Origin of the sequence: uncultured Stenotrophomonas sp. (genome assembly GCF_945952405.1) — a bacterium.
Classification (GTDB): domain Bacteria; phylum Pseudomonadota; class Gammaproteobacteria; order Xanthomonadales; family Xanthomonadaceae; genus Stenotrophomonas.
The window spans coordinates 81,434-105,569 of the sequence record NZ_CAMFIA010000014.1; the positions used below are offsets into that span (position 1 = coordinate 81,434).

Below are 24,136 nucleotides of genomic sequence, written 5' to 3' on the forward strand. Positions count from 1 at the left end.
CTGTCGCGGGCAGCCGAGCATGGGCTCGGCTCTACACGACCTGACGCCGGGACCAGGGTCGGCTCGGCACCGCCCTGAACCCTTCAGGCGCCCGTCGCAGCCACTGAGACGGTGCCGGCGTACCCTGCCGCCATGGGTATTGCGATCAAGGGCCGAGGTTCCACGTCCCACCTTGCCGGGCGCTTCGAAAGCACCGTCAGCGAGGCGGTGGATGACGGCTGGGCGGTGGATGAGAGCGAGGAGTTCCTCGCCCCGCGCCTGCGCACCGAAGTGCGCGCCGAAACCGCACGCAGCATCATCAGCCGCAACAATTCTCCGGACGTCGGCTTCAGCCAGTCGGTGAATCCGTACCGCGGCTGCGAGCACGGCTGCTCGTACTGTTTCGCGCGCCCCTCGCACGCCTATCTCAACCTGTCGCCGGGCCTGGACTTCGAGACCAAGCTGTTCGCCAAGACCAATGCGCCGCAACTGCTGCGCAAGGAGCTGTCGAAGCCGGGTTACGTGCCGCAGCCGATCGCGCTGGGTATCAACACCGACGCCTACCAGCCGATCGAACGCAAGTTCAAGCTGACCCGGCAGCTGATCGAAGTGATGCTGGAGACAAAGCATCCGTTCTCGCTGATCACCAAGAACGCACTGGTCGAGCGCGACATCGACCTGCTGGCGCCGCTGGCCGCGGAGAACCTGGTCAGCGTGCACTTCTCGGTGACCTCGCTGGATCCACATCTTTCGGCGAAGCTGGAACCGCGCGCATCGGCACCGCATGCACGGCTGCGCGCGATGAAGCGCCTGCACGAGGCCGGTATTCCGGTCGGGGTGATGGTGGCGCCGGTGATTCCGTGGATCAACGACAGCGAACTGGAAGCGGTCCTGGAGGCGGCGCATGATGCCGGCGCCAGCACCGCCGGCTACGTCCTGCTGCGCCTGCCGCTGGAAGTGGCCCCGCTGTTCCGCGACTGGCTCGATACCCATCATCCGGATCGTGCCGCGCACGTGATGAGCACCATCCAGCAGCTGCGCGGCGGCAAGGACTACGACAGCCAGTTCGGCAGTCGCATGCGCGGCCAGGGTGTCTATGCCGACCTGTTGAACAACCGCTTCAAGCTGGCGCGCAAGCGCCTCGGCTTCAACGCGCAGAACAGCCACTGGCCGAAGCTGGATTGCAGCCGCTTCCTGAAGCCACTGCCACCGAAGAAGGATTCGCCGCAGGGCTCGTTGTTCTAGCGCCTGTGGACGGCGCCCTCAGCCGCCGCCAAACAGCTTCTGCGCACTCTGGAACAGGATCCAGCTGGTGGCGATGAACTTGTCGCCCCCCTGCGGCCGGTTGCCGCGATGGGTGTGGGTGAACGCCGTCGGGGCGATCAGCAGGCTGCCGGTACGCGGCGCGATCTTGCGGCCCTGGAACAGGAACTCGGTCTCGCCTTCTTCGAATCCGTCGTTGAGGTACAGCGTCCACAGCACGTGCCGGTGCAGGGTCTCGGCCTGCGCATCACGTGGGTACAGTTCGCAGTGCCAGTAGGGATAACCGCCCTGCCCCGCCGCATACCATTGCAGGTTGATCGCGCCCGGGCGCAGGCAGGTGCGCGCCAGATCGGCCAACTGCTGTTCCGGCATGTCGGGGAAATCCTCGGCGGACAGGCGTCGCGGTTGGCCATTGCTGTCCTGGATCTGCAACATCAGCGGTGCGATCAGCGCCTGTGGATAACGGCGTAGATAACTCAGCAGCCCGTTGAACACCGCATGCTGCAGCTGATGGTCGACATCCTGCCAGCCGTCCAGGCCACTGATGCGCAGATCCTTGCTGTGCTTGAGTTCCGGGAACACGCCACTGCCCACCGCACCCGGCAGCAGGCCCCGTGTGGCGCGCATGCGCTCAACGATCGCGGCACAGACCTCGCTGGGGACCGCGTTGTGGATGACTTCGATGAAATCGACCGGGCCGTGCTCGTGCATCGTGCATTCCTTGGGCGGCAACGGCTTGATGGTGCCGCTTGCCGCCCTCGGTGTCACCCCACGGTCATGTCATCGATCTGCCATGACCGCTGTAGGGTGATCGCTGCTCAGCCCTGCGCCTGGTCGTGCGCGTGGTGGTAGCGCACGGCCTCGGCCACTTCCTCGCGCGAGCCGAGGAACACCGGCACGCGCTGGTGCAGCTGGTCGGGCTGGATGTCGAGGATGCGCTCGCGGCCAGTCCAGGCGGCACCGCCGGCCTGTTCGACCAGCAGGCCCATCGGGTTGGCTTCGTACATCAGGCGCAGTTTGCCGGCCTTGGATGGATCCTTCTTGTCCCACGGGTAGATGAAGATGCCGCCGCGGGTGAGGATGCGATGCACGTCGGCCACCATGCTGGCGATCCAGCGCATGTTGAAGTTCTTGCCGCGCGCGCCTTCCTTGCCGGCCAGCAGGTCGCCGACGTACGCCTGCATCGGCGCTTCCCAGTGACGCTGGTTGGACATGTTGATGGCGAACTCCTGGGTGGCCGCCGGAATCTGCATGTTCTCGGTGGTCAGCACGAACTCGCCCTTCTCGCGGTCCAGGGTGAAGGCATGGGTACCGTGGCCGACGGTCAGCACCAGCTGCGTGCTCGGCCCATAGATGCAGTAGCCGGCGGCGATCTGCTTGCTGCCCGGCTGCAGGAACGCGTCATCGCCCGGCAGTTCGACATTGGTTGGGCAGCGCAGCACCGAGAAGATGGTGCCGACCGAGACGTTGACGTCGATGTTGGAGCTGCCGTCGAGGGGATCGAACAGCAGCAGGAAATCGCCGCGCGGGTAGATGTCCGGCACCGGCTGGCTGTGGTCCATTTCCTCCGAGGCGCAGGCCGCGAGGTGGCCGCCCCAGGCATTGGCTTCAAGCAGGATCTCGTTGCTGATGACGTCCAGCTTCTTCTGTGCTTCGCCCTGCACGTTGCCGGTGCCGGCATCGCCGAGCACGCCACCGAGGGCGCCCTTGCTGACGGCAATGGAGATGCTGGTGCAGGCGCGGGCGACGACCGCGATCAGCTGGCGCAGGTCGGCATTGATGCGGCCGGCGTGCTGTTCCTGGATCAGGAAGCGGGTCAACGAAGTACGGGACATGGGCGGGCAGGTCTCGGCAGCGGGAAAACGCCTATTGTCGCCGGTCCGGCGCGGGCGTGCGTGAGCGCAGGGAGGCGTAATCGTTTCCAGATGCATCGCGCTGGTGGCGCTTCGCCAGGCAACGGTAGAGCCGAGCCCATGCTCGGCTGTCTTCCGCGCTGCGCAGGTGAGCCGAGCGTGGGCTCGGCTCTACAGTGATCCGGCAAAAACAAAGGCGCCTTTCGGCGCCCTTGTTCTCACACCACTGGAGCGTTGCTTCAGCCCTTGGCGACGGTGGCCACGGCCTTGGCGACGTATTCCAGGTTGTTCTGGTTCAGCGCCGCAACGCAGATGCGGCCGGTGCCGACGGCGTAGATGCCGAACTCGTCACGCAGGCGTTCGACCTGTTCGCGGCTCAGGCCGGAATAGGAGAACATGCCGGCCTGCTCATTGATGAAGCCGAACTGCGGAGCGCCGGCGGCGGCCAGCTTCTCGACCAGGCCCTGACGCAGGGCATGGATGCGCTCGCGCATCTCGGTCAGCTCCTGCTCCCACATCGCGCGCAGTTCCGGGTTGTTCAGCACGCCAGCCACCAGCGCGGCACCGTGGGTGGACGGGCTGGAGTAGATCGTGCGGATCACGCGCTTGACCTGCGACTGCACGGCCTTGGCATCGGCCGCAGTCGGCGCGACCATCGACAGTGCACCGACGCGCTCGCCGTACAGCGAGAACGACTTGGAGTACGAGTTGGCGACGATGAAGCTGTCGATGCCGGCCTCGGCAATGATGCGCACCGCGGCACCGTCCTGCTCGATGCCCTTGTCGAAGCCCTGGTAGGCCATGTCGATGAAGGGGAACAGCTGGCGGTCCTTCAGCAGCTGCGCGACCTGCTTCCACTGGGTGACCGTGAGGTCGGCACCGGTCGGGTTGTGGCAGCAGGCGTGCAGCAGCACCACGGTGCCCGGCTGCAGCTTCTGCAGGTCGGCCAGCAGGCCGTCGAAATTGACGCCATGGGTGGTCGGGTCGAAGTAGGTGTAATCCAGCACTTCGAAGCCGGCGGCGCTGAACACCGCGCGGTGGTTTTCCCAGCTCGGGTTGCTGAGCGCAACGGTGGCGTGCGGCAGCAGCTTCTTCAGCACGTCGGCGCCGACGCGCAGCGCACCGCTGCCACCGACGGTCTGTGCGGTGGTGACGCGGCCGGCGGCCAGCAGCGGCGAGTCCTTGCCGAACACCAGTTCACGCGTGGCCTGCGTGTACGCCGGCAGGCCATCGATCGGCAGGTAGCCGCGCGGTTTGGCTTCAGCGGCGAGCTGCTGCTCGATCTGCTTGACGGCGCGCAGCAGCGGAATGCGGCCGCTCTCGTCGTAGTAGATGCCCACACCCAGGTTGACCTTGGTCGGGCGGCTGTCGGCGTTGTACGCCTCGGTCAGGCCCAGGATCGGGTCGCCTGGGACCAGTTCCACGTTTGCAAAGAAGGACACGGCGGTACTCGTTCGGTAGACGGAAAGGGGGAGGAATTGCGCCACGCGGCTTGCGGCTTTTCGGCCGGAAACAGCCCATCGTAACAAAGCCTGCCGGGGCTGGCCGCCGCCATCGTCATCCGCCGCCCCGTACCATGGCGTGCGTTGCCGCCCGATCCATCAACCTGAATCATGAATCCCGCCGCACGACGCCATTGCCTGCCGCTGTCCGCGCTGTTGCTGTCGCCCCTGGCGGCGGTGGCCGAGCCCACCCCTACCGCCCTTCCCGCCGTGCAGGTGCAGGCCGCACGGGTGCCGGGCATCGACCCGTTCGCGCTGCCGGCCAGCCAGGACACGGTCTGGATCGACGCCGGCCGCGCCGGTACCGGCGTGCAGCTGTCCGAGGCGCTGGCCGGGGTACCGGGGCTGCTGGCGCGCGACCGGCAGAATTTCGCCCAGGACACCCAGCTGTCGATCCGCGGCTTCGGCGCGCGTTCGACCTTCGGTGTGCGCGGGGTGCGGGTGCTGATCGACGGAGTACCGGCGACCATGCCCGATGGCCAGGGCCAGCTGTCGCATGCCAGCCTGCTCGGTGCCGAACGCATCGAGGTGTTGCGCGGGCCGTTCTCGGCGCTGTACGGCAATTCCTCCGGCGGCGTGCTGCAGGTGTGGAGCGCGCAGGGCCAGGCCGGCGACCCGTGGCGGCTGCGCCTCAACGCTGGTGCCGACACTACGCTCAGCGTCGGTGCCCAGCTGAAGGGCGCCGGCCGCGGGCTGGACTACAACATCGCGGCCACCCACTTCCGCACCGATGGCTGGCGCGATCACAGCCGTGCGCGCCGCGAATCGCTCAATGCCCGCCTGGGCGGCGAGCTGGGCGGCGGGCGGCTGGAACTGCTGCTCAATGCGCTGGAGGCACCGGACGCGCAGGACCCGCTGGGGCTGACCCGTGCGCAGGTGGCTGCGGACCCGCGCCAGGCGACAGCGGTCGCGCACCAGTACAACACCCGCAAATCGGTGCGCCAGCAACAGGCGGGCCTGCGCTGGACGCGGGAAACCGAGGCGCAGCGCTGGCAGTTGATGGGCTATGCCGGTCAGCGCGCGGTGAGCCAGTACCTGCCGATACCCGCCGCCGCCCAGGCCAATCCCCTGCATGCCGGCGGGGTGATCGATCTCGATGGCGGCTATGGCGGGCTGGACGCGCGCTGGGGCTGGCACGGCACGCTGGCCGATCGTCCGCTGGACCTGGTGGCCGGGATCAGCGCCGACCGGCAACGCCAGCACCGCACCGGCTACGAGAACTTCGTCGCCGGCCAGCTGGGGGGGCGCGGCCGCCTGCGCCGCGACCAGATCGACATCGTGCAGAACGTGGATCAGTTCGCGCAGGCCTGGTGGCAATGGAGTCCGCGCTGGTCGCTGCTGGCCGGGCTGCGCCACAGCCAGGTACGCTTCGAGTCCGATGACCGCTACGTCACCGGCAGCAACCCGGACGACAGCGGCCACCGTCGTTACCAGGCCACCACGCCGGTGGCCGGCATCAGCTTCGCGGCCAGCCCGCAGTGGCGCCTGCACGCGGCCGTCGGTCGCGGCTTCGAGACGCCCACCTTCAATGAGCTGGGCTATCGCGCCGATGGCCAGGCCGGGCTGGCGCTGGATCTGGCCGCGGCCCGCAGCCGCAACCTGGAGGTCGGCAGCAAGTGGCAGGCGCAGGATGGAACCCGGCTCGATATCAGCCTGTTCCGCGCAGATACCGACAATGAGTTGGCCGTTGCCAGCAATATCGGTGGGCGCAGCACCTACCGCAACATCGGCCGTACCCGCCGCCAGGGCGTGGAACTTGAGTACCACCAACCGCTGGCCGCGCAGCTGGAACTGCAGCTGGCCTGGACCTGGCTGCAGGCGCAGGTGCGCTCGCCCTACCTCACCTCCAACAGCCCGGTCGCTGCTGGCAGCCGGCTGCCCGGCGTGCCGCGGCAACAGGCCTTCGCCCGCCTGCAGTGGACGCCTGCCGACTGGCAGTGGGCGCTGGAGGCCTCGGCCAGCAGCGATACCGTGGCCAACGACCTGGCCACCGCGCGAGCGCCGGGCTTCGCCCTGCTGCATCTGGAAGGGGGACGCCGCTGGACCCTGCCGGGCGGCGAACTGCGTGCGTTCGCGCGGCTGGAGAACGTACTGGACCAGGGCTATATCGGCTCGGTGATCGTCAACGATGGCAACGGCCGCTTCTACGAGCCGGGGCCGGGCCGCCGCGCCAGCGCCGGGTTGCAGTGGTCGTGGCGCTAGGACGGTGGTGCCGGCTGCTGGGATTTCGGGTTGCCGGCCAGCGGCCGGCACTACCGGACCCGGGCGATATCCGCTGCGGGGGTTTCAGATTGCCGGCCAGCGGCCGGCACTACCGGTCAATCGGGGGCCTTGGCCGGCACGAACGGCGAGGTCGGGTCGCTGGCCGGGAAGGTCTCTTCCAGGGCCTCGTCCTGGTTGTCGCTGGCCCGCTGCTTGCGCTCCCGGCGCTTGAGCGGGCTTTCCTGGCCGCCGCGATGGCGGTCGCCGCCGTCCTTGCGATCCTGGGCGGCCTGTTCAGCCTCGTGCTTCACCGGCAGATGGTCGCCGCCCTGCGCGGCATCGAAGAAGGGCGCACCGGTGCCGCGATAGTCGGCGGTGTCGGCATCATGCTTGCCGCGCTGCTCACCCGGAATCGGCGGATGGTTGGCGCGCAGCGGGTCGCGGGAAGTCTCTCGGCTCATGGTCTGGCTACCTGCGCTGGGGGCTCCCACTACACCGCCGCACAGGTAAAGCCGCCGCGAACCTGGCGTCAATGAACATCCCGCTCACCCCCCGATAACGGCACCGCGCGTATTCCTGCCCACCCGCCCCCGCTGCAGGAGCCGGCCATGCCCCGTCTTGAACGACCCGCACCGTCCGTGTTCAACGCCCTGCTCGATCCGCTCGGCCAGCGCACCGCGCAGCGCCGCACCCGCCGCCATGAAGATCCGCAGGCGGTGGCCCAGGACTACCTGCAGTACATGCTCAGCGACTATGAGGAGCGTCGTGGCCAGAGCCACCGCAACTGGCGCGACCTGTGCCCGGTGTATGCGTTCGCGCTGACCACCCATGCGGCCGACTGGCCGCGCGGTGACGCCGCCGATACCTGCGAGGAACTGGCCGAGCACTGGGAGCAGATGCGCGGGCAGTCACGCCTGGCGTGGTCGCAGGCGCGGCCCGTGGTGGAAGACGCCTGGCGCGCGCTGGATCACATTCCGGCAGCGGCGGTACGACCGTTGCTGCAGTAACCGAGCGCAGGCATTGAACCTGTAGCGCCGAGCCATGCTCGGCTGCTTCTGTGCCGGAAGCCGCGGCCGAGCCCAGGCTCGGTGCTACCGGCGGCGGTCGCCGTGGCTCGTGCGCCTCTAGAGCCTGCCTGCACGGCACCGACACGATCGATTTACACCGGCCGCCCCAAGCTGGGCACCCTGCCCCACTACAGGTGCGCTCATGGCCCGCCCGATCTGGACCGGCACGCTTTCCTTCGGCCTGCTCAATGTTCCGGTGTCGCTCATGTCCGGCGAACGCAAGGTCGACCTGCAGTTCCGCATGCTCGATTCGCGTGACCGCAAGCCGATCCGCTTCGAGCGCGTCAACGCGGAAACCGGTGAGGAGGTGCCGTGGAAGGACATCGTCAAAGCCTACGAGTACGACAAGGGCAGCTATGTCGTGCTGGAGGAAGGCGATATCCGCTCGGCGGCACCGGAAAGCCATGAAGCGGTGGAAGTGGAATCGTTTGTGGACGCGGCGCAGATCGATCCACGCTACTACGAGAAGCCGTACCTGCTGGTGCCGGGCAAGAAGGCTGAAAAGGGCTATGTGCTGTTGCGCGAGACATTGCGCAGTACCGGCAAGGTGGGCATCGCGCGGGTGGTGGTCCGCACGCGCGAGTATCTGTGTGCGGTGATGCCGCACCAGGATGCGCTGGTGCTGATGATCCTGCGCTACCCGCAGGAGCTGGTTGATCCGGAGGACTACACGCTGCCTGCCGGCAAGCTGTCGGACTACCGCATCACCAGCAGGGAAACGGCGATGGCCGGGCAGTTGATCGAATCGATGTCGGTTGACTGGGATCCATCGCAGTACCACGACGTGTTCCGCGAACGGCTGCAGCAGGTCTTGAACAAGCGCATCAAGTCCAAGGGCGGCACCACCCGGGTGGAAGAGGAACCGGCACCGCGCGAGGACGCCACCACCAATGTGGTCGACTTCATGGCGCTGCTGCAGAAGAGCCTGGACGCGAACAAGCGCACGCCGGCAAAGAAGGCCGCGACGCGCAGCACCCCGGCCAAGCCCGCGGTGAAGAAGACGGCCACGAAGGCCGCCAAGAAGGCGACCCGCAAGGTGGCCAAGAAAGTGGCGGCGAAACCCGCGGCGCGGCGCAAGGCAGGGTGAGCCATGTCGCTGCACCAGTATCGGCGCAAGCGGCGTCTTGGCGGCGGCAGCGGGCAGACCCCGGAACCTGACGACACGCCGCGACAGGGGGATCCGAAACGGCGACCGGTCTTCGTCATCCAGCTGCACCACGCAAGCTCGCGCCACTACGATTTCCGCCTGGAAATGGACGGTGTGCTGAAGAGCTGGGCGGTGCCGAAAGGCCCTTCGCTGCGCGCCGGTGAAAAACGGCTGGCAGTGGAAGTGGAAGACCATCCGCTGTCCTACGCGGGTTTCGAAGGTGATATTCCCGAAGGTCACTACGGTGCCGGCCATGTGCGGGTGTTCGACCACGGCAGTTGGGCCTGCGAGGGCGATCCACTGCAGGCGCTGGCGGCAGGCAAGATCGACTTCGTGCTGCACGGGCAGCGCTTGGCCGGTGGCTGGAAGCTGGTGCGCACCACGTTGAAGGGGCGCCAGGTGCAGTGGCTGCTGATCAAGCGCGACGATGCCGAAGCGCGTGATGCCGAAGCCGACGATCTGCTGGCGGAAGACGCGCCGCTGCCGAAGCAGCACGCAAAGGCGGTCACGCGCAGTACGCCCGCCGCGCGTACGCGACGCAAGGCCGATGTGCGCTGGCATGCGCGCGCGCTGCGACTGGACAACGCACGCGACACGCCCTACCCGCAGGCCTTCAAGCCGCAGCTGACCGATCATCGCGACAACGCGCCGGAGGGCGCCGGTTGGTTGCATGAGATCAAATGGGATGGCTACCGCCTGCTGGCCGATCTGCACGACGGAGAAGTGAAGCTGCGCTCGCGCAACGGCCTGGACTGGACCGCCGACTTTCCCGAGGTGGTCCAGGCGATCCAGGCGCTGCCGGTACGCGACGCCCGCCTGGATGGCGAGCTGGTGGTGCTCGACCCACAGGGCCGCAGCGACTTCGCCGCATTGCAGCGGGTGATCGATGGCAGCTCGAAGCAAGCGCTGCGCTATGTGGTATTCGATCTACCGGGTGTCGCCGGTGCCGACATCAGCCGATCGCCGCTGCTGCAACGCAAGGCATTGCTGAAGGAGCTGCTGGGCAGCACGCCCGGCACGCTGGCCTTCAGTGAACACGTGATCGACCATGGCCCGCAGGTATTCGATGCCAGCGGCAAGGCGGGATTCGAAGGCATCGTCAGCAAGCAGGTGGACGCCCCCTACGTGAACACCCGTGCCCGCAGCTGGGTGAAGGTGAAGCACGAGGACACCGACGAGTTCGTGATCATCGGCCACACGGCGCCGAAAGGTTCCCGGGTCGGCTTCGGATCATTGTTGCTGGCAACACCGGACAGCGATGGGCTGCGCTATGTCGGCCGGGTCGGCACCGGCTTCGACGGACAGGGTCTGCGCGCGCTGAGCAAAGCGCTGCGACCGCTGGCGGTGACGGCACCGGTGCTGGAGCTGCCGGCCCATGTTCCCTTCCGTGCCGCAAGCGTGCGCTGGGTGAAGCCGCAGGCCGTCGCCGAGGTGGCGTTCCGCGGCTTGGGCAAGGAAGGCCTGCTGCGCCAGGCCAGCTTCAAGCGGCTGCGCACCGACACGTTGAAGGAGGATCTGCCCGTGGCGCCGTCGAAGGCTGATGCACCGTACGAGGTTGAGATTACCCATCCTGAGCGGGTGGTGTTTCCCAGGCAGAAGCTCAGCAAGGGCGATGTGGCGGCCTACTACCGGCAGATGTCGCGCTGGATTCTTCCCGAGATCGCCGGCCGCCCACTGTCGCTGCTGCGTTGTCCCGACGGTGTGGGCAAGACCTGCTTCTTCCAGAAGCATCATGGCCCGGGCCTGGGCGACGCCGTGTATGCGGTTGAGCTCCAGCAGAAGAGCAGTCGCGAGGACTACGTGTATATCGAGGATGCGCAGGGCCTGCTGCAGCTGGTTCAGATGAACACGCTCGAGCTGCACCCTTGGGGTGCGACCGTGGCCGATCCTGAGCACCCGGACCGGCTGGTGTTCGATCTGGATCCCGGCGAAGGGGTGGGCTGGGCACGGGTCAAGGCCGGCGCGCGCGAGGTGCGTGAGCGCCTGCTGGAGATCGGCCTGCAGAGCTTTGTGCGCCTGTCTGGCGGCAAGGGCGTGCACGTGGTGGTGCCGTTGCAGCCCAAGGCGGATTGGGACCAGGCCAAGGCGTTCTGCCAGGCGTTCGCGCAGGCGATGGCGGAGCAGGCGCCGGAGCGCTATGTGGCGACGATGAGCAAGGCCAAGCGCGACGGCGTGATCTTCATCGACTGGCTGCGCAATACGCGTGGCGCCACCAGCGTCTGCTCCTGGTCACTGCGCGCGCGCGACAGTGCCGGTGTGGCAGTGCCACTGCGCTGGGAAGAACTGGCACGTGTCACCGCCGCCGACGCGTTTCCGATGGCCAAGGCGCTGGCGCGGGCGAAGCGCTTGAAGGGCAACCCGTGGCACGGCATCGAACGGCTGAAGCAGACGTTGCCGTCGCTGAAGCGGTAGTGCCGGCCGCTGGCCGGCAACAGCAGGATGGCCGAGGTTGCCGGCCAGCGGCCGGCACTACCTGTATGCGCTCAGCGCAGATCGCGCGACGCGCGGCGCCCGAACCACCAGCCGGCCAGCAGCTGCAACGGCAGCGATACCAGCAGCGACACCACGAACCAGAGCGGGAAATCCGCACCCACGCTCCACACCGCATAGCCACAGCCCAGTGCGATCAGCGACCAGATCGAGAAGCCATGCGATCGCGGCCAGCACGGTGCGTAGTAGGTCGCGAAGGAAATGCCGGCGACGCCACCAAGCACGCTGAAGGCCAGGTCCCACCCCAGCTGCACGCTGTTGGACGGTGACAGGCCCAGCAGGGGGGGCAGCCAGCTGGCGACGCTGCTGACCAGCGCAAGCGACAGCACGCCGCCGATCAGGGCGACGATGGACAGGAACAGGATCTTGAGCATGCCAGGCATGCGCGCATTGTACGGCCGCGCGCCGTGCCTGCGGTGGCCGGCCGGCAGCCGGCAGCAGCGGTGAATCGGCATGGCCGCCGCGTCCGTGGGAGAGGGGGACGGAGCGACGGCGGCCATGCACAGGTGGTCAGGCGGCGAAGTCGAGCACCACGCGGCCTTCGATGCTGCCCGCATGCATGCGCGCGAACACGTCGTTGATGTTTTCCAGGCGTTCGGTGCTGACCGTGGCGGCGACCTTGCCCTCGGCGGCGAACTGCAGCGATTCCTGCAGGTCCAGCCGGGTACCCACGATCGAGCCGCGCACGGTGATGCCATTGAGCACCATGCCGAAGATATCCAGCGGGAAGTTGCCGGGTGGCAGGCCGTTGAGCGACACGGTGCCGCCGCGGCGGACCATGCCCAGTGCCTGCTCGAAGGCCTTTGGCGAAACCGCGGTGACCAGGGCGCCATGCGCGCCGCCAATCTCCTTCTTCAGATAGGCCGCCGGGTCGGTGGTGCGGGCGTTGACCGTCACCTGTGCGCCCAGCTGCCGGGCCAGCGCCAGCTTGTTGTCGTCCACGTCCACTGCGGCCACGTTCAGGCCCATCGCCCGCGCATACTGCACGGCCATGTGGCCAAGGCCACCGATGCCGGAGATCGCCACCCAGTCGCCTGGCCGGGTGTCGGTGACCTTCAGGCCCTTGTAGACGGTCACCCCGGCGCACAGCACCGGCGCGATCTCGACGAAGCCCACTTCCTTCGGAAGCAGGCCGACATAGTTGGCATCGGCCAGCGCGTACTCGGCGAAGCCGCCGTTGACCGAATAGCCGGTGTTGCGCTGCGTCTCGCACAGCGTTTCCCAGCCACCCAGGCAGTGTTCGCAATGGCCACACGCCGAGTACAACCAGGGGATGCCGACCCTGTCGCCTTCCTTGACGTGCCCGACCCCGCCACCCACGGCCACGACGTGCCCCACGCCCTCGTGACCGGGGATGAACGGCGGGTTCGGTTTCACCGGCCAGTCGCCCTCGGCGGCGTGCAGGTCGGTGTGGCAGACACCACAGGCCTCGATCTTGACCAGGACCTCGCCCGCCCCCGGGCGCGGTACCAGGACTTCCTCGATCACCAGTGGCTTGCCGAACTCACGCACGACAGCGGCCTTCATGGTTGGATTCATGTTCGGATCTCCGTAGTGCGCTTGCCCACAGAATGACGCCGGCGCGAGGCCGGCGCTTTGATCACGATCAAACCTTTGAAGATCCGTGCAGCGGGTTCAGCTGGCCAGCACCGAGGCCTCGCGCGCCAGGCGCTCGATCGCATCCCAGTCACGCGTCTGCAGCAGCGCCGGGGTGGTCAGCCACGAACCGCCCACGCACAGCACGTTGGGCAGATGCAGGAACTGCGGCGCAGTCTGCGCGCTGATGCCACCGGTCGGGCAGAAGCGCACATCGGCGAACGGGCCGTGCCAGGCGGCCAGCAACGCGGCGCCACCGGCCTGCACCGCCGGGAAGAACTTGAAGGTGTCGCTGCCGTGTTCCAGGCCCATGATCAGGTCCGAAGCCGTAGCGGCACCGGGCAGGTACGGCAGGTCGGCATCGCGCGCGGCCGCGTACAGCGCCGGCGTTGCACCCGGAGACACCGCGAAGCGCGCACCTGCCTGCCTGGCTGCCTGCATCTGGGCAGCATTGAGCACGGTGCCGGCGCCGATCACCGCATCCGGCACGGCTTCGACCATCGCCTTGATCGCGTCCAGCGCCTGTGGCGTACGCAGGGTCACTTCGATCACCGGCAGGCCACCGCGGAACAGCGCCTGGGCCACTTCGACCGCTTCATTCACATCTTCGGGGGTGTACACCGGAATCACCGGTGCCAGCTTCAACAGCGCGCGCAGGCGCGGATCAGCGCTGGACATCGTCTTGCTCCTTGCCCGACAGGGCATCGCGGATCGCCGCCGGGCCTGGCAGCGCAGCGGCGCATGATGCCACGCGGACCGCGAAGGTGCTGGCGAAGGCGTGGCTCGTGCCCTGCTCTGCCCTGCCCCGTACCGGGTTCAGGCCGGGTCGGCCTGCAGGGCCTGGATGCGGCGCTGGTACCAGTCGCCACCGAGCGGATCGAACACCGCCGAGCGCTCCATCGGTGCCTCGTAGACGTGCACCGAGATCGCCAGTGACTGGTCGCTGGCATTGCGCAGGGTGTGGTACTCGTGCGGCGGAATCAGGCTGCCGGCACTGCCGCAGCCCCCACGCAGCACGGCGTGGCGGCGGAAACGCCAGCGCTCCCCGGCGCACTCCAGCAGTTCATAGCGGGTGATCTCCAGCTCGCCCGACCACACTCCCTCCACACACCACATGGCATCGTGGTCGTGCAGCGGCGTGCCCTGCCCTGGGCCCCAGCTCATGGCAATCACGCTGTAGCCGTGTTCGCGGCTGTGGTACAGCGGGCGTCGCGCGTAATGATCACTGACCGGACGGTGCACGCACTCGGGCAATTCGATGCGGCTGTCCGCGATGGCTTCCTGCAGCGCCAGCTGCAGGTCGGCGGTGATGCGCTCGGCATCACCGGAGGTCATCGCCGCGTCGACTGCGGCGATCAACCGGTCGCGGCCACGGAACGCCGGAAACGGAGAGGTCTGCAGGTCCATGCCCCGACTGTAGCGGAGCATGGTTAAGGGAATGTTGGCGATTCGCGCGCGTCGCGTCCGCATTCAGGGTGAACACGCGCGAAAGAGAAGACGGGTTCAGATGCATTTCGGCTAGAGCGGTCACAATGGAACCTTGCGCAGTAGAACTGGTCGAACACGACACGGTTCACATTCACTGCGACATTCCGCAACTTCGCGCCCGACGGGCGCAAGGCTAGAATTCTCCGACTTACCTGGTTCTATACATGTCAGTGCGAATTATTAGCGATGCTGCATTGCCGGCATCGAAGGGCAAGGCTGCCACGATCAACGACATCGCACGACTGTCGGGAGTTTCCAAGAAAACGGTTTCAAGAATCATCAACAACTCGCCGCTGGTACGCAAGGACACCCGCGACAAGGTCGAAGCGTTGATGCGCGAGGTCGGTTACGTGCCCGACCCACTGGCGCGCGGACTCGCGTTCCGCCGCTCCTTCCTGATCGGCCTGGTGTATGACGACCCGGGCGCCCAATGCATCGTTGACCTGCAGCATGGTGCGCTGGAAGCACTGCGCGGCACCGGCTACGAGCTGGTGGTGCACCCGTGCGACAGCGCGGCACCGGAGGGCGCGCAGGGCGTGCGGCGCTTCGTGCAGCAGCAGAAGCTGCATGGCGTGATCCTTGGCCCGCGCGCCTCCGAGTCGGTGGCGCTGGCACAGATGCTCGATGAGATCGACTGCCGCTATGTCCGCATCAACGCGCACGCGTCGGAGGACGAAACGCAGGCGGTGGTCACCCATGATCGCGATGGCGCTGCCGCGGCAGCGGGCTACCTGCTCTCGCTCGGCCACCGCGACATCGCGGTGATCACCGGACCGGGTGACCGCCGGTCCGCCCGCGAACGGACCCATGGCTTCCTCGACCGGCTGGCCCAGGTGGGCCTGACCCTGCCGGGAGAGCGCGTGCTGGAGGCCGGCGATACGTTCGAGTCGGGCGTGCATGCCGCCGAACGCCTGCTGCTCGGCGAGGGCCGGCCCAGCGCGATCTTCGCCGGCAACGACGAGATGGCGGCCGGTGTGTACCAGGTGGCGCTGCGCGCCGGCATCGCGGTGCCACAGCAGTTGTCGATCGTCAGCTACGACGACAGTCCGCTGGCATCGCGGCTGTGGCCGCCGCTGACCTCGGTGCGCCGCCATGTCTCCGATATCGGCCGCATGGCAGCCGCGATGCTGGTGCAGACCGACGTTCCGGAGGTGCCGGTCGCGGCCAGCGTGCACCCGCAGCTGATGGTGCGCGGTTCCTGCCGGGCCGTGGAGGGCTGAATGCCCTGCCCTCGCCTGCACGGCGGCTGCAGTGCGGGCGGGCAGCAACGAAAACGGCGCACCCCGGTGCGCCGTTTTCCGTACCCAGCCAGCCGCGCGGCGTGACTACACGTCGCCGCCGTCGGCCCAGCCTTCGCCCGTGCCCTTCTGGAACACGCGGTCCTGGTCCTGCACATCACCGGCCGGCAGATGCGCCTGGTCGGCCAGCGCCGCGTAGATCGGAGTGAAGTCCGGCGACGTCGCCTGCATCAGTTGCTCGAAGCTGTCGATGACGAAGTAGGTCTTCTGGAAGGTGTCGATGCGGTAGCGCGTGCGCATGATCCGCTGCAGGTCGAAGCCGATGCGGTTGGGTGCGGCCGATTCCAGCGAGTACAGCGACTCACCCTTGGACGACACGATGCCGGCACCGTAGATGCGCAGGCCCTCGGGCGTATCGATCAGGCCGAACTCCACCGTGTACCAGTACAGCCGGGTCAGGTTCTGCAGCGCCTCCGGGCCGATCGCATGGGCTTTGACACCGCCGCGGCCGTACGCCTCCATGTAGTCGGCGAACACCGGGTTCATCAGCAGCGGCACGTGGCCGAACAGATCGTGGAACAGGTCCGGCTCGGCGATGTAGTCGATCTGGTCCGGGCGACGGATCCACCAGGTCACCGGGAACCGGCGGTTGGCCAGGTGGTCGAAGAAATCCAGTTCCGGCAGCAGGCCCTCAACGCCGACCAGGGTCCAGCCGGTGGCGGCGCCGAGCACTTCGTTGAGCTGGTCGAAGCGCGGAATCATGTGCGCGCTCATGCCCATTTCATCCTGCGCATCCAGGAATTCCTGGCAGGCACGGCCGACCAGCAGCTCGCGCTGGCGCTGGTACAGCGTGCTCCAGGTGGCGTGGTCGTCGGCGCTGTAGGTCTCCCACGGCTGCTCGACGAGCGCGGTGGTGTACACCGGCACGTAGCCCTTGTCGGTCTGCTGGTGTTCGACGCGGCGGGGCTGGGCGAGGTCCATGGGGCACTCCTTGACGGGATACCACGATGCTAGGCCAGGGGCCGCGCAACAGGGTTGCAAAAGTTGCGTCGATTGGCCTTGTTGGCGCAATATCCTTGCGTACTCACCATGTTGCGGGGCAACAATGGCCGGAGAAGTCCAGTTCGATCGCACGGATATACGCCTGCTGGCCGAGATCCAGCGGGATGGGCGCGCCACCAATGCCGAACTGGCGGCGCGGGTGAATCTCTCGCCCTCGGCCTGCCTGCGCCGCCTGCAGCGGCTGGAAAGCGAGGGCGTCATCATCGGCTATGGCGCGCGCCTGGAGCCACGTCAGCTCCGCCTGGGCCTGCAGGCCTTCGTGCGCGTGCAGCTGGAAAAGCACGACCAGGCCGCCATCGGCCACTTCGTGGACAGCGTGCAAGGCTGGGATGAAGTGGTGGCCTGCCATGCGCTGACCGGCGACATGGACTACCTGCTGCACGTCTACGTGCGTGACCTGGAACACTTCTCGCGTTTCCTGCTCGACCGGCTGCTCAATGCCGGCGGCGTGGCCGATGCCAACTCCAGTTTCGTGCTGCGCACAGTGAAGGGCTTCCAGGCGTTGCCGCTGTCGCAATTGGAGCCCTGAGGCGCAGGGTGACCGGGCGGGTGCGCGTGGCCTGCGGAGCCAGGGCGAATCCGCGCGTGCCATGTGCGGCCTTGTTCAATGCGGTTGTGGCCGGGCCTCAGGGGGCCGGCAAGTCCGCGGGGTGCCGCTGTTCGCCTTGATCGGTGGCAGCCCGCTGGATCAGGCTGATGGACCGGTGGCCCACTTCGCGGCCCAAGCCCGACGACAAGGACGGTCATGCCCCTGTTGCGTTCCATGCCTGTGTTCGCGTTCGCGTTTGCGCTTCCGCTTCCGCTGGGGGCGTGCGCGCAGCGTGATGTGCCGCGCAACATGTCTCCCACGCAGACCAACGAGCAGGGGTGCACACGCAAACGCAGCATTGGCCCGCAGGACGCCTATGCCGTGCCAGTACCGCTGAAGCAGGCCTGTGTTGGCCCGTACCTGCTGGAGCTGCCGCAGAACTACTACTACAACCAGATGGGGCCGTGGCACGACGATAGTTTTTCCTTGGCATTAGAGTACCCGTCATTGCAGCCCTTCAAGCCGGGTGAGCGGATCAACCCCAGTGTGGATGTGGGCATACGCACGGTGACTGTCAGTTATTCGTACATCAGCCGTCTTGATGTACGACAAGCGCTTCGGAACCAGTACACGCCCATGGAGTATGAGAAGGACGATCCCGCTGCATCGCTGGCAACACGCATAAAGGGAGATTCCCGGTATGGCCTGATTCCCTACTATGCCGACCTTGAGCGCATTCGCGCGTTCGACCGGAAAAGAATGGGCAGGGAACGTGCCCCGGGTGTCGGATCCTGGTACCAGGATTGGTTCGTGGCGAGCGATGACGACGGTCAAGTGCAGACATTCATCTGGTGCACCTCACGCGAAGCGGTCGATCCAGGCGTTGAGTTCCGCGATGGCAAGCTGGTAAAGAACGCAAATCGCGGTGTTCCAGAGTGCGTGCACTGGTCCATCCTTCCAGGGCATCGAACCCTTGTGAAAATCCGCTATCCCCGGGTGGCATTGGAAAGCTGGCTTCGCACGCAGGAGCGCGCGCATCAGCTATTCGTGGAAAACACCGATCAGCAGGACGGCGGCGAGGAGTCCACCACTTTGGATAAACAGGACGTTGTCGGTATCAGCTCTTGATTCGACAGGTGACTCCACTGCAGGCTGATAAACCGATGAGCCGACATCGCGGCCAGAACTCGATTACAAGGACTGTCATGCCCCTGTTCCGTTCCCTGCTGGTGTTCGCATTGGCGCTTCCGCTGGGGGCGTGTGCGCAGAGTGATGTGCCGCGCAAGCCTCCACGATTGCTGACCAATGAGCAGGGCTGCTCGATCACGATCGACAATCAGCCGACCAATCCCTACCAGGATCCATCGCCGATGGATCGCGCCTGCATCGGACCCTATCAGCTGGAGCTACCGCAGAACTACTACTACAACCAGAAGGGGCCGGAGCACGATGGCAGCTTCGCGTTGGCGTTGGAGTATCCATCGCTGGAGCCCTTCAAGCCAGGCGAGCGGATCAACCTCACGGTCGATGTTTCGGTGCGCTCGGTCACGATCAGGTACAGCTACGTTGATCGAGTTACCCCACAGGAGGTTCTACGGAGGGCCTATACGGCGCGGGAAGGGCGTGAAGATGATCCTTCTGCATCCTTGCGGGGGCGGATCGTCGGAGAGCCTCTGCATGGGCTTGTGCCGTACTACGTGGACATGGATAAGGTTCGAAGCTACTACCAAGGCAAAGGGTATCGCGAAGACGCGCCGGTGATGAGAGCGGATCTGTGGCACACCGACTGGTTTGTTGCGCGCGACGCATCTGGTGAGATCAGCCAGATCATCAAGTGCACGCCTCGCGAGATCACCGAATCGGGCGTCGAATACCGCGATGGAAAGATGGTGAAGAAGAAGGTCTACGGATTCGCGGAATGCGGTCAGACATTCATCATCGAGGAATTGAGCACGGTGGTCGATGTGAACTACCCCCGTGAGGGGCTGGCGAACTGGCAAAGGATGGAAGCACGTGCGCGCGCGCTGCTGATTGACAACATCAGCAGGAAAAGAGCTTCTTCGCCCTCGATGCAGACTGAACCTGCAGGCCGTGAGAACAACACGTCCAGGCAGCCTGTCCGATGGGATAAACAGGCACTGCCGGTATCAGCCCTTGATTCGACAGGTGTCTCCGCTGCAGGCTGATAAACCGATGAGCCGACATCGCGGCCAGAACTCAATTACAAGGACTGTCATGCCCCTGATCCGTTCCCTGCTTGTGTTCGCGTTGGCGCTTCCGCTGGCGGCGTGTGCGCAGAGTGATGTGCCGCGCAAGCCTCCACGATTGCTGACCAATGAGCAGGGCTGCTCGATCACGATCGACAATCAGCCGACCAATCCCTACCAGGATCCATCGCCGATGGATCGCGCCTGCATCGGACCCTATCAGCTGGAGCTGCCGCAGAACTACTACTACAACCAGATGGGGCCATGGCACGACGGTAGCTTCTCCTTGGCATTAGAGTACCCATCATTGCAGCCCTTCAAGCCGGGTGAGCGGATCAACCCCAGTGTGGATGTGGGAGTGCGCACAATCCGTATTCGCTATACGTACGTCGGCAGGATTGATGTACGGCAGGCGCTTCGAAATGCCTATACGCCACGCTCGTATGCACCGGATGATCCGGCGGCATCACTGGAGGGACGCATCCAGGGAAAGCCTGTGCATGGGCTTGTTCCGTACTTCATCGATATGCAGAAGATCCGCAACTACCAGCGTGCACGGGGCATTAGAGAAACCGCGTCAGTGATGAAGCCTGACTCTCACTACGATTGGTACGTTTCACGTGACGCATCGGGCACGATCGATCAGTTGATCGAATGCACGCCACGCGAAATTTCTGAATCGGGGGTCGAGTACCGCGACGGGAAGATGGTGAAGAAGCGCATTATTGGCTTTGCCGGCTGCAGGCAGCAGTTCATCATCGAGGAGCTCAGCACCATTGTTGATGTGAACTATCCCCGTGAGGGGTTGGCGAACTGGCGAAAGATGGAAGCACGTGCGCGCGCGTTGCTGATTGACAACATCAGCAGGAAAGGAGCCTCTGCGCCCCTCGATACAGACTGAACCTGCAGGCCGTGAGAACAACACGTCCAGGCAGCCTGTCCGAAGGGATAAACAGGCACTGTCGGTATCAGCTCTTGATTCGATAGGCGTCTCCGCTGCAGGCTGATAAACCGATGAGCCGACATCGCGGCCAGAACTCGATTACAAGGACTGTCATGCCCCTGTTCCGTTCCCTGCTGGTGTTCGCGTTGGCGCTTCCGCTGGGGGCGTGTGGGCAGAGTGATGTGCCGCGCAACATGTCTCCCACGCAGACCAACGAGCAGGGGTGCACACGCAAACGCAGCATTGGCCCGCAGGACGCCTATGCCGTGCCAGTACCGCTGAAGCAGGCCTGTGTTGGCCCGTACCTGCTGGAGCTGCCGCAGAACTACTACTACAACCAGATGGGGCCGGAGCACGACGGCAGCTTTGCACTCGTGTTGGAGTATCCATCACTGGAACCCTTCAAGCCAGGCGAACGGATCAATCTCTCGGTTGATGTTTCGGTGCGCTCGGTCACGATCAGGTACAGCTACGTTGATCGAGTTACCCCGCAGGAGGTCCTGCGGAGGGCCTACACGCCTTGGGAGGGGCGTGAGGATGATCCGTCCGCATCCTTGCAGGGGCGAATCATTGGCGAGACTGTGCATGGGCTTGTGCCGTACTACGTGGACATGGACAAAGTCCGGAGCTATTTCCGGACGCAGGGGTACCGCGAGAATGCCCCCGTGATGAAGGCTGGGGCGCACTTTGACTGGTATGTCTCTCGTGATGCATCGGGCGCAGTCAACCAGCTGATCGAGTGCACACCACGGGAAATCTCCGAGTCGGGCGTTGAGTACCGCGACGGGAAGATGGTGAAGAAGAACGTGCACGGGTTCGCGTACTGCAATCAGACGTTCATCATCGATGATTTGGATACGGTTGTTCGAGTGCGCTATAGCCGCGAAGGCCTGGCAGACTGGAAGCGGATTGAAGCTCGTTCACGTGCACTGCTGGTTGAGAACATCAGGAAGGAGCGCAACAAGTGAGTGGCCTGACCCGAAATGATCTCGACATCCTCACGGCGTATGCGGAGGCGGGTAACCGCGAACTCTACTTCAACTACCTGGCACACAAGGAAGGCAGCGACGGCTATGCGTTGCTAGCGTTGGGTGTCGTACGCAACGACAACATTCCTGGCGCCACTGCCAACACCTTTGCCAATCGTCAGGCGCTCGCCGACGGTGTAAATATGAGCGAGAGCCAGTGGCAAGAGTTCGGGGTTACGCTGATGCGACACGATCTTGCCCTGCGCAAGCAGTGGTTCACGGAGGGACGCCCTGATTTAGCGCTTAATCTTCCAGTCTTGGATGTCCGGGATTCCCATGATCTAACTTTCGACGAATGGAGAGTCGATCGCTCCGGCTGGACGCCCTACAAGCTCCTCGAGGCAGCGCGTGCATACGGTGGTGAACCGGAAGCCGAAGCCGCCTGGAAGATGCTGCTGGACAACCGCAATCTGGGGCTGGATCGCGGCGCGCAGACTTCGATGCTGGTGCTCCGCAAGTACCGCGACCACTTGCAGGATCCGGATGGCTATCTGCGTGAGATGGCGGATGCGCGCGCGCCGCATGGCCTGATCAAGCCGGTGACCAATCTGGATCCTGATCGGGTGCGTTACGATGGAAACGACTACGTTCACGGTGTTGACGGTTGGCGGCAGAAGTCCGCTGAGCTTGAGGTGGGGTCGTTGGGGCCGACGGCGGTGCATGTGCGGTCGCCGCCGGCGAGCGACCTGAAGGTCACCAACCCGGAGACCCTGCGCTATCTGGACGATGCGCGCGCCACCCGGCAACTGCGCGAAGAGCTGCGACAGCAGTTCCATCCGGAGGATCCCAACCGGGATCGGCCGATCATGCGGAGCCCGGAGGTGCTGAGCGACGCTGCGCCACTGGACCCGCAGCCGGAGCGTCCGCTGGCAGCGGCAGTGGATCCAACCTCACCACAGCATCCGCGGCATGCGCTGTACGCGCAGTGCGTGGCCGGTGTGCAGGGGCTGGATGCGCAGGTCGGCAAAACCTGGGACCGGCACAGCGAATGCATGGCGGCCAGCCTGACCACGCTGGCCGCAGGGCAGGGGCTGCAGCGGGTGGACCATGTGCTGCTGAATGGCCCGGCGCCCGGCCTGCAGCCGGGGCAGAACGTCTTCGTGGTGCAGGGCGAGCCGTCCGACCCGGCCCATCTGCGTACGCAGATGCCCACCGCACAGGCGCTGGCCACGCCACCCGAGCAGTCGTTCCAGCAGCTGGCGGTGAACGATCAGCGCCAGGCGCAGGAACAGGAGCAGGCGTTGCAGCGCAGCCAGGAGGAACAGCTGCAGCCGGCCCGCGCCGCGCCGGTCATGCAGGCCTGAGCGGAAGCGCTGGGCGGGTGCCGGTCAGCACTTGTCCTTGCGGCCCATCAACTTGCCCAGGCGCGAGGCTTCCTCGCACTTGGGCGCCGCTACCGGCGCCGGGGCGGCAGCAGCGGCGCGGGCTTTCTGCAGCTGCTGGATCTTGGCGCGGATCTGCGGCATCGCCGCCATCGCGGCCTTCTCACCTTCCAGGATCGCGGTGCCGCGCTGGCTGAAATCGGCAGCGCCGATGTCCAGCACCTTCGGCCGGATCACGATGTCGGCACGTGCCAGTTCCTGCTCGCCCAGGCGCTGGCCCATGATCGAGATCGACTGGTTGACGATGCCGAGCATGCCGGTCGGTGCCTTGCCGCTGGCCTTGCTGGAGATATCCACCGCGATCACGAAGTCGGCGCCGAGCTGGCGCGCGGCATCCACCGGCACCGGGCTGACCACGCCGCCATCGATGTAGTTGCGGCCGCCGATCTTCACCGGTTCGAACACGCCCGGAATGCTGCTCGAGGCACGCACGGCCTGGCCGACATTGCCGCGCACGAAGATCGCGCGCTCGCCGGTTTCCAACTGCGTGGCCACGGCGGCGAACGGCTTCTTCAGGCGCTCGGCCGGCCGGTTGGCCACCTGTTCGTTGACGTAGTCCTGCAGCTTCTGGCCCTGCACCAGTCCGCCGGAGAACAGGCGCACGTCGCGGATGCTGGCTTCGTCCAGCGCCACTGCCTTGCTCTGCATCTGGAACGCGTCCATGCCGCTGGCATACAACGCGCCGACCACGCTGCCGGCACTGGTGCCGGACACCACCACCGGTTCAAAGCCATTGGCCTCGAGCATCTTGATCACGCCGATGTGGGCAAAGCCCTTGGCTGCGCCGCCGCCGAGGGCGATGCCGATCTTCACCGGCTTGGCCTGCGGCACCACGGTCGGTGCCGGCGGTGGCGTGGGGCGGACCGGATCGCCACCGCAGCCGGCGAGCAGGCCGATCAGGGCGACGGACAGCAGCATGCGGGGGCGGAACAGGCTCATCGGCAGTGCGCTCGCGGCGCCGGATTCAGGAAAGGGCGCCAGCATACCGAAGCCACGGCGGGCCGGGCAGGGTGGGGCGGCTGCCTATTCATGAAGGTAGTGCCGGCCGTTGGCCGGCAACCGCTGCCGGCCAGCGGCCGGCACTACCGGGTGCAAGGTGCATGAGGCTGCCGGCCAGCGGCCGGCACTACCGGGTGCAAGGTGCATGAGGCTGCCGGCCA

General features: G+C 66.0%; 22 protein-coding genes. 12 read left to right on the plus strand and 10 right to left on the minus strand.

Annotation, left to right across the window (positions count from 1 at the left end; genetic code table 11):
* The first annotated feature begins 132 nt into the window (after window positions 1–132).
* Entirely contained in the window at window positions 133–1,224 is a 1,092-nt protein-coding gene (locus tag Q0P60_RS14670; RefSeq protein ID WP_294994864.1) for a PA0069 family radical SAM protein, read from the plus strand.
* 18 nt (window positions 1,225–1,242) lie between these two features.
* Here the strand turns inward: Q0P60_RS14670 and Q0P60_RS14675 are convergent, their stop codons facing one another.
* From Q0P60_RS14675 to Q0P60_RS14685, 3 genes are all read right to left on the minus strand, one after another.
* Window positions 1,243–1,953: a 2OG-Fe(II) oxygenase gene (locus Q0P60_RS14675; protein ID WP_294994867.1), complete on the minus strand. Its 711-nt coding sequence runs from the start codon at window positions 1,951–1,953 to the stop codon at window positions 1,243–1,245.
* A gap of 107 nt (window positions 1,954–2,060) precedes the next feature.
* Entirely contained in the window at window positions 2,061–3,077 is a 1,017-nt protein-coding gene (locus Q0P60_RS14680) for a class 1 fructose-bisphosphatase (RefSeq protein WP_294994870.1), read from the minus strand.
* Window positions 3,078–3,334: 257 nt separating this feature from the next.
* Window positions 3,335–4,537 carry an amino acid aminotransferase gene (locus tag Q0P60_RS14685; protein ID WP_294994873.1) on the minus strand — a complete coding sequence of 401 codons (1,203 nt, stop codon included), beginning with the start codon at window positions 4,535–4,537 and terminating at the stop codon, window positions 3,335–3,337.
* Window positions 4,538–4,708: 171 nt separating this feature from the next.
* Between Q0P60_RS14685 and Q0P60_RS14690 the strand changes: the two genes are divergently transcribed.
* Window positions 4,709–6,799, plus strand: a complete 2,091-nt coding sequence (locus Q0P60_RS14690; RefSeq protein WP_294994876.1) for a TonB-dependent receptor — start codon at window positions 4,709–4,711, stop codon at window positions 6,797–6,799.
* A 116-nt stretch (window positions 6,800–6,915) separates the two neighbouring features.
* Here Q0P60_RS14690 and Q0P60_RS14695 read toward each other — a convergent pair whose 3' ends face one another.
* The gene (locus Q0P60_RS14695; RefSeq protein ID WP_294994879.1) at window positions 6,916–7,260 is read right to left on the minus strand and encodes a hypothetical protein; all 345 of its coding nucleotides are present in this window, start codon (window positions 7,258–7,260) and stop codon (window positions 6,916–6,918) included.
* A 147-nt stretch (window positions 7,261–7,407) separates the two neighbouring features.
* Between Q0P60_RS14695 and Q0P60_RS14700 the strand changes: the two genes are divergently transcribed.
* The 3 genes from Q0P60_RS14700 (at window position 7,408) to ligD (ending at window position 11,425) form a co-directional block, all read left to right on the plus strand.
* Entirely contained in the window at window positions 7,408–7,806 is a 399-nt protein-coding gene (locus tag Q0P60_RS14700; protein ID WP_294994882.1) for a hypothetical protein, read from the plus strand.
* Between the two features lie 202 nt (window positions 7,807–8,008).
* A complete protein-coding gene (locus tag Q0P60_RS14705; protein WP_294994885.1) occupies window positions 8,009–8,953 on the plus strand; it encodes a Ku protein in 945 nt (314 codons plus the stop codon).
* Window positions 8,954–8,956: 3 nt separating this feature from the next.
* Window positions 8,957–11,425, plus strand: a complete 2,469-nt coding sequence (gene ligD / locus Q0P60_RS14710; RefSeq protein WP_294994889.1) for a DNA ligase D — start codon at window positions 8,957–8,959, stop codon at window positions 11,423–11,425.
* Window positions 11,426–11,496: 71 nt separating this feature from the next.
* On the opposite strand, the gene Q0P60_RS14715 is transcribed toward ligD, so the two are convergent.
* From Q0P60_RS14715 to Q0P60_RS14730, 4 genes are all read right to left on the minus strand, one after another.
* A complete protein-coding gene (locus Q0P60_RS14715; RefSeq protein WP_294994891.1) occupies window positions 11,497–11,886 on the minus strand; it encodes a hypothetical protein in 390 nt (129 codons plus the stop codon).
* Between the two features lie 127 nt (window positions 11,887–12,013).
* Window positions 12,014–13,042, minus strand: coding sequence for an alcohol dehydrogenase AdhP (gene adhP, locus Q0P60_RS14720; protein WP_294994894.1), 1,029 nt, complete (start codon window positions 13,040–13,042; stop codon window positions 12,014–12,016).
* Between the two features lie 96 nt (window positions 13,043–13,138).
* Window positions 13,139–13,777 (minus strand): bifunctional 4-hydroxy-2-oxoglutarate aldolase/2-dehydro-3-deoxy-phosphogluconate aldolase, encoded by a 639-nt coding sequence (gene eda / locus Q0P60_RS14725; RefSeq protein ID WP_294994897.1) that lies wholly within the window; start codon window positions 13,775–13,777, stop codon window positions 13,139–13,141.
* A gap of 138 nt (window positions 13,778–13,915) precedes the next feature.
* Complete coding sequence (locus tag Q0P60_RS14730; RefSeq protein WP_294994900.1) at window positions 13,916–14,506, minus strand: cysteine dioxygenase family protein; 591 nt, start codon at window positions 14,504–14,506, stop codon at window positions 13,916–13,918.
* Between the two features lie 245 nt (window positions 14,507–14,751).
* On the opposite strand from Q0P60_RS14730, the gene Q0P60_RS14735 reads away from it, so the two are divergent.
* Window positions 14,752–15,807: a LacI family DNA-binding transcriptional regulator gene (locus Q0P60_RS14735; protein WP_294994903.1), complete on the plus strand. Its 1,056-nt coding sequence runs from the start codon at window positions 14,752–14,754 to the stop codon at window positions 15,805–15,807.
* Window positions 15,808–15,912: 105 nt separating this feature from the next.
* Here Q0P60_RS14735 and phhA read toward each other — a convergent pair whose 3' ends face one another.
* The gene (gene phhA / locus Q0P60_RS14740; RefSeq protein ID WP_294994906.1) at window positions 15,913–16,806 is read right to left on the minus strand and encodes a phenylalanine 4-monooxygenase; all 894 of its coding nucleotides are present in this window, start codon (window positions 16,804–16,806) and stop codon (window positions 15,913–15,915) included.
* Between the two features lie 124 nt (window positions 16,807–16,930).
* Here phhA and Q0P60_RS14745 point away from each other — a divergent pair, with 124 nt between their 5' ends.
* The 6 genes from Q0P60_RS14745 to Q0P60_RS14770 all read left to right on the plus strand — a co-directional run bounded on the left by Q0P60_RS14745 (window position 16,931) and on the right by Q0P60_RS14770 (window position 22,898).
* Window positions 16,931–17,416: an Lrp/AsnC family transcriptional regulator gene (locus tag Q0P60_RS14745; RefSeq protein ID WP_294994909.1), complete on the plus strand. Its 486-nt coding sequence runs from the start codon at window positions 16,931–16,933 to the stop codon at window positions 17,414–17,416.
* Window positions 17,417–17,632: 216 nt separating this feature from the next.
* Entirely contained in the window at window positions 17,633–18,544 is a 912-nt protein-coding gene (locus tag Q0P60_RS14750; RefSeq protein WP_294994912.1) for a hypothetical protein, read from the plus strand.
* Window positions 18,545–18,621: 77 nt separating this feature from the next.
* Entirely contained in the window at window positions 18,622–19,602 is a 981-nt protein-coding gene (locus tag Q0P60_RS14755; RefSeq protein WP_294994915.1) for a hypothetical protein, read from the plus strand.
* A 49-nt stretch (window positions 19,603–19,651) separates the two neighbouring features.
* Entirely contained in the window at window positions 19,652–20,524 is an 873-nt protein-coding gene (locus Q0P60_RS14760) for a hypothetical protein (RefSeq protein ID WP_294994918.1), read from the plus strand.
* A 155-nt stretch (window positions 20,525–20,679) separates the two neighbouring features.
* Entirely contained in the window at window positions 20,680–21,534 is an 855-nt protein-coding gene (locus Q0P60_RS14765) for a hypothetical protein (protein WP_294994921.1), read from the plus strand.
* Window positions 21,531–22,898, plus strand: coding sequence for an XVIPCD domain-containing protein (locus Q0P60_RS14770; RefSeq protein ID WP_294994924.1), 1,368 nt, complete (start codon window positions 21,531–21,533; stop codon window positions 22,896–22,898). Before Q0P60_RS14765 ends, Q0P60_RS14770 begins: the two co-directional genes overlap by 4 nt.
* Window positions 22,899–22,922: 24 nt before the next feature.
* Here the strand turns inward: Q0P60_RS14770 and Q0P60_RS14775 are convergent, their stop codons facing one another.
* Window positions 22,923–23,915, minus strand: coding sequence for a patatin-like phospholipase family protein (locus Q0P60_RS14775; protein ID WP_294994927.1), 993 nt, complete (start codon window positions 23,913–23,915; stop codon window positions 22,923–22,925).
* Window positions 23,916–24,136 lie beyond the last annotated feature (221 nt).